The organism is Streptomyces sp. NPDC050535, assembly GCF_044457665.1.
Taxonomy (GTDB): domain Bacteria; phylum Actinomycetota; class Actinomycetes; order Streptomycetales; family Streptomycetaceae; genus Streptomyces.
In genome coordinates this window covers 85,576-91,172 of record NZ_JBITHE010000019.1, presented here as the reverse complement: position 1 = coordinate 91,172, position 5,597 = coordinate 85,576, and the positions used below count along the sequence as shown (strand labels likewise).

4 protein-coding genes are annotated in these 5,597 nt (G+C 69.5%); all 4 read right to left on the bottom strand.

Going from position 1 to position 5,597, the window contains the following annotated elements; translation table 11 throughout:
* Window positions 1-38 precede the first annotated feature (38 nt).
* From ACIBLC_RS32250 to ACIBLC_RS32235, 4 genes are read right to left on the bottom strand one after another with little or no spacing between them, the layout of a single operon-like run.
* Window positions 39-3,158, bottom strand: a complete 3,120-nt coding sequence (locus ACIBLC_RS32250) for a type I polyketide synthase (RefSeq protein ID WP_399214882.1) — start codon at window positions 3,156-3,158, stop codon at window positions 39-41.
* Between the two features lie 52 nt (window positions 3,159-3,210).
* Window positions 3,211-3,948 (bottom strand): thioesterase II family protein, encoded by a 738-nt coding sequence (locus ACIBLC_RS32245; RefSeq protein ID WP_399214881.1) that lies wholly within the window; start codon window positions 3,946-3,948, stop codon window positions 3,211-3,213.
* The gene (locus ACIBLC_RS32240; RefSeq protein WP_399214880.1) at window positions 3,945-5,195 is read right to left on the bottom strand and encodes a cytochrome P450; all 1,251 of its coding nucleotides are present in this window, start codon (window positions 5,193-5,195) and stop codon (window positions 3,945-3,947) included. The genes ACIBLC_RS32245 and ACIBLC_RS32240 overlap by 4 nt, the downstream gene beginning before the upstream one ends.
* Window positions 5,192-5,545 (bottom strand): acyl carrier protein, encoded by a 354-nt coding sequence (locus ACIBLC_RS32235; RefSeq protein WP_399214879.1) that lies wholly within the window; start codon window positions 5,543-5,545, stop codon window positions 5,192-5,194. Before ACIBLC_RS32235 ends, ACIBLC_RS32240 begins: the two co-directional genes overlap by 4 nt.
* Window positions 5,546-5,597 lie beyond the last annotated feature (52 nt).

Here is a 5,597-nt window from a genome sequence, read left to right as displayed (position 1 = left end):
CAGGGCCTCCCCCAACGTTGCTTGACGAACAGGTGGTGCTACATGTATCCGCGGTCGATCAATTCGTACAATTCGTCGTCGCTCCGGCTTTCCGGAGTCGTTTCCCCCACCGTTTCCGGGACATCGGGCGCTTCCGGCTCCAGGAGGGAAAAGATGTGGTTGCCGAGCAATTGCGGAGTGGGGTAGGAGAACGCGACCGTGGCCGGGAGCCGCACACCGGTGGCCGCGGCAAGCCGGTTGCGGAGCCGCACGGCCATCGAGGAGTCGAAACCCAGGTCCTTGAAGGTCTCGGTCGACCTTGCCGCGAGATCGGCGCCCGTCAGACCCGCGTCCTTGTCGCTCAGCACCACGGCCGTTTCGGCGCACACGAGATCGAGTGCCGATGACTTCGAACCCAGGTCCGCTGCCTTGCTGCCGATGTCGGCGGGCTGGTGAGTGCCTGGTCCAATCGCGTGTCCGGAGGTGGCCGTATTCGTGGTGCCGGTCTCATCGGGTGCTGTCAGCCAGTACCGCTGCCGCTGGAACGCGTAGGTCGGCAGGCCGATCCGGCGCGACCGGTCCGCGGCGAACACCGCTTCCCAGCTCACCGGCACACCCCGTACGTACAGTTCTGCCAGCGATGTCAGGATCTTGGCGGCACTCCCGTCGTCCTTGTTCAGGGTGCCCACCACCACCGGCGAAGTCGCCAGCGCGTCGGCGGTCTCCTCCATCGCCACCTGGAGCACCGGATGCGGACTGATTTCCACGAACACACCGCCGCGGTCACGCATCAGGTGCTCGACAACCTCGCCGAAACGCACCGTCGAGCGCAGGTTGTCGTACCAGTACGAGGCGTCGAGCTTCCGGGTGTCGAGCTGTCCTCCGGTGACCGTGGAGTGGAACTCGACCGCTGTTTCCCTCGGTACGACATCCGCGGCGGCATCGAGCACCCGATCACGGATGCGTTCGACCTGGTGGGAGTGGGACGCGTACTCGATCTTGACGCGGCGTACTCGAACATCGTCACCGGCCGCCATCGCGGCGAACTCGCCGAGGGCCTCGAGATCCCCGGAGATCACCACCGAAGCCGGTCCGTTGACCGCGCCCACGGACAGTCGCCCGGACCACGGCCGCATCCGTTCCTCGACCCACGCGAGGGGCGCGGCCACCGCGTTCAGCCCGCCCAGGCCGGCCAGATCGGTCAGGGCCCTGCTGCGCAGGGCGACAACCCGCGCCGCGTCATCGAGGGAGAGAGCACCCGACGCGCACGCCGCGGCGATCTCGCCCTGTGAGTGCCCCACCACCGCGTCGGGGACCACTCCCAGCGACTGCCACACTCTCGCCAGGGACACCATCATCGCGAACAGGGCCGGTTGCACGACAGCGTCCCCGCGCCCCAGCGACGGCGCCGACTCCGCACCGGTCACCAGGTCCACCAGTGACCAGTCCAGCCAGGGCTCCAGAGCACGCGCGCATTCATCGATCCCGCGCGCGAAGACCTCCGACTCCGCGTACAGCTGTTTTCCCATGCCCAGCCACTGCGACCCCTGGCCGGGGAACACGAAGACGACCGGGCCCAGCGGCCCCGCCGCCACGCCACGAACAACCCGCGCCGCGTCACCGCCCGCCGCCACCAGGTCGAGACCGGTCAGCGCCTCCGCACGGTCACCGCTCAGCACCACCGCCCGGTGCTCGAACGAGGACCGCGTCGACACCAGCGAATGCCCCACGTCGGCCGCGGACATCGACGCGTCCGCGGCCACGAGACCCCGCAACCGCGCCGCCTGCTCCCGCAGTGCCGGCTCCGTCCGCGCGGACAGCACCCACGGCACCACCCCGGAGACGCCTGTGGAGGCCGAGTCCGCACCCGTGGAACGGGGTTCCGTCTGCTCCTCGGGTGCCTGTTCGAGGAGCACGTGCGCGTTGGTGCCACCCATTCCGATCGACGACACCCCTGCCCGCCGTGGCCGACCCGGGGCGCTCGGCCAGGGCCGCGCGCCCCGGAGCACTTCGAAGTCCTTCTGGAAGTCGGGGACGGCGGGGTTCGGAGACCGGAAGTTCCGGTTCGGAACCAGGTGAGCGCGGTCCACGCAGAGCGCTGCCTTCACGAAACCGACGATCCCCGCGGCCGGCTCCAGGTGTCCGACGTTCGCCTTCACCGAGCCGATCGTCAGGGGGCGGCTCCGGCCGGTCTGCCGGAACACCTCGCGCAGACCGGACAGTTCAGCCGGGTCGCCGAGTCGTGTGCCGGTGCCGTGGGCCTCGACGTAGTCGACACCGTCGAACGGAACAGCCGCGCGCTCAAGAGCGGAAAGTACGACTGCCGCCTGTCCACTTGGGCTCGGATCCGGCATCCGGGAGGAAGCGCCACCGCTGCCGACGCTCCAGCCGCGGACCACCGCGTAGATGTGATCGCCATCGGCGACGGCGTGGTCGAGTCGCTTCAGCAGGACGAACGCCCCGCCCTCTCCCCGGATGAAGCCGTTGGCCCGTTCGTCGAAGGGGAAGCAGTGGCCGTCCGGCGACAGGGCGCCCAGATTCGCCAAGCCGAGTCCCGCTTCTGGGTCGACGATCAGGTGCACGCCGCCCGCGATCGCCATGTCGACCGCGCCGCTCCGTATCCGGTCGCACGTCAGCGCCAGCGACACGAGTGACGAGGACTGGCCCGAGTCGGCGCAGAAACTCATGCCGCGGAGGTCGAACAGGCTCGATATCCGGTTCGCGACCAACGCACCGCTGGAGCCGAGCGCGGCGTAGTGGTCATCCTGGTCGCTGCCGGACAGCTTGCGCAGCAGCTCGTACCCGGAGGGCGCGGCGCCGACCACGACGTCGATCTCGCGGCCCGCGAGCGCGGCCGCCGGGACACGGGCGTCTTCGACGGCCTCCCAGGCGAGCTCCAGGCCCAGCCGCTGCACGGGGTCCATGGCGGCCGCCTCCGCCGGAGACGTGCCGAAGAACTCCGCGTCGAAGCCGTCGACGGCGTCGAAGAACGACCCCGAGTTCACGGTGGCGGCGTCCGGGTGGGACGGGTACTTCGAGCCGACCGCCCGCTGCTCGGGAAACGTTCCGACGGTCGACCTCCCGTCGAGCAGCAAGCGCCAGAACTCACCCAGGTCGCGCACGCCGGGGAAGCGGCACGACATCCCGATGACGGCGATATCGGTGGCTGCGCCACTCATACGAATCCCTTCCGCTTCCCTCGGTGTACGGCTCGTGCGGGCTGCACTGCTTTCACCGCCAAGAGGTCAGCAACTCCCGTAGCTCTTCCGGCGCGTTCATGAAGTCGTAGTGGCCGCCGTCGACGACCCGGATCTCGACCGAGTCCGAGTACTGACGCCACCCTTCGAGGTCGTCGAGGCTCACGTCGGAGTCGTCCCGCCAGTGCAGTACGACGATGGGGCACGGCAGCACGACCGACTCCGCCCGCCGGTACTCGCCCGCGGCGGCGTGATCACTGAGCAGCACGGCCATGCCCATGTCGATCATGTCCTGCCGCGGCTGGATCCCCCGGCCGCGGAGGAACGTCTCCAACTCGGTGCGCAGCTCGGACTCGCTCATGGTGAGCATCCGGTCGCGCGAGGCCTCGTGCGGTGCCGACTGGCCCGACACGAATAGGCGGTCCGGCTGGGGCAGACCCTGTTCGGCGAGCCTGACCACTGTCTCGAACGCGGGCAGCGCACCCGCGCAGTGCCCGAAGAACGCGAACGGCCGGTCGAGCAGCGGCACCAGTGGCTCGATCAGGCCGGCGGCGAGGTTCTCGTACGTGCCGTAGTGGGGTTCGGCCATCCGGTTCTCGCGGCCGGGGAACTGCACCGGGCAGACCTCGACGTCGTCGATCGCGGCCGGCCAGGCGCTGAAGGCCGAAGCCCCGGACCCGGAGAAGGGGAAGCAGAAGATCCGTGCGGGGTGCTCGGTGGGCCGCGGCCGGACGAACCACGGCGATGTTGCGGTGGTGGAGCCGGAGGTCATGGCGTCTTTCGTTTCTTGGCGACGATGGGGAGGTGGGTCATTCCGGCGATGAAGTACGACCGCAGATGCTGCGGTTCGCCGTCGAGGTCGATCGATCCGAAGCGCTGGAGGAGTTCTTCGAAGAAGACGCGCAGGGTCAGCCGGGCCAGCGGTGCCCCGATGCAGAAGTGCGGCCCGAATCCGAACGCGATCTGGCGCTTCGCGCCGCTCCGCGTGATGTCGAACTCGTGCGGATCGGTGAACTGGGACTCGTCCCGGTTGGCCGACCCGATCCATGCGACGACCGCCCCGCCGGCCGGGACCGTGCCCCCGCCGATCCGGGTGTCGCTCACCGCGTACCGCATGAAGTTACAGGCGGCCGATGTCCAACGCAGCCCTTCCTCGACCAGGTTCGGGACCAGCGACGGGTCGGCCTGCGCCTTCGCGAACTGCTCGGGTCGCTCGATGAGCGCGTGCACCGTGCCCGACACGGTGTGCGGTGTCGTCACGTTGGCGCCCAGCAGAATGCTGTAGCCGTCGAGGGCGATTTCCTCGTCGGTCAGCGGCGCGTCCTCCACGCGGGCGCTCATGAGGTGGTCGAGCAGGCTCCCGTCCTCGCCTCCGGCCGACCGCCGGCGTTTGACCCACTCGGTGACGTAGGTGACGAGCTCGTGATGGGAGATGGCGAGGGTCGCGGCTTCGCTGCCGTGCTGGAAGTGCGGGTCCGACGGGGCCGTCACCATCGCGGTCAGCTGCACGAGTTCGTCCCAGTCCCGCTCCGGGATGCCCAGGAGCGGGCCGGTGACGATCGCGGGGAGGAGCAGCGCCTGCTCGGCCAGGTCGAAGGTGCCGTCGTCGAGCGCCGGCTCGAGGAAGCGCACGATCGCGTGCCGGATCCGGTCCTCCCAGGGAGCCACCGCGCGCGCTGTGAGTTTGGCGCCGATCGCCCTGCGGACCTGGGTGTGCCTCGGCGGGTCGGTGGAGGTCAGCAGCTTGCCCGCCGCGACGTCGTCCACCCCCAGGTGGGTCACCACGGTGCCGCGCTCCGACGTGAACTCCCGGTGGTCGCCGAGCACCCGGCAGACGTCCTCGTAGCGGGTCACCGACCAGAACTCTCGGCCGTCCGGCAGGACCTGGTGGTGCAGGGGCGCCTTCGCCCGCATCACGTCCCAGATCGGGTGCGGATCGCCCGAGGTGTAGAGGTCCAGGTCGAACAGGTCGACGCGATCGAGGTCGACATCGCCCGCGGAGCCCGGCGTCAGCCTCACGTCCGTGTCCTTTCCTGCTCGATCAGCTCGGCGACCCGGGCCGGGGTCTGCGCCAGGTAGAAGGCGCGCACGGACAGCTCGACGCCGTAGTCCCGGGAAACCCGGTCGATGATCTTGATCCCGATCAGCGAATTGCCGCCGAGCGCGAAGAAGTCGTCGTCCGGCCCGACTTCGCGACCGTCGAGGTACTCCCCCCACAGCGCCGAGATCTCCGCCACGAGCGACACCGGCACACTCGAAGGCGCGGCTTGCCGCTCCGACGCTTCGTCCTGTCCACCTCGCTGGTGGACCTGCGGCGACGATTCCATTGCAGCCTTCCCTTCCTCCGCCGAACGGGATTTCCCGCCCATGCCATTGCCGGCCCTGTTCGCGGGCCCGTCGCCGCCATAACGGCCGCTGGGC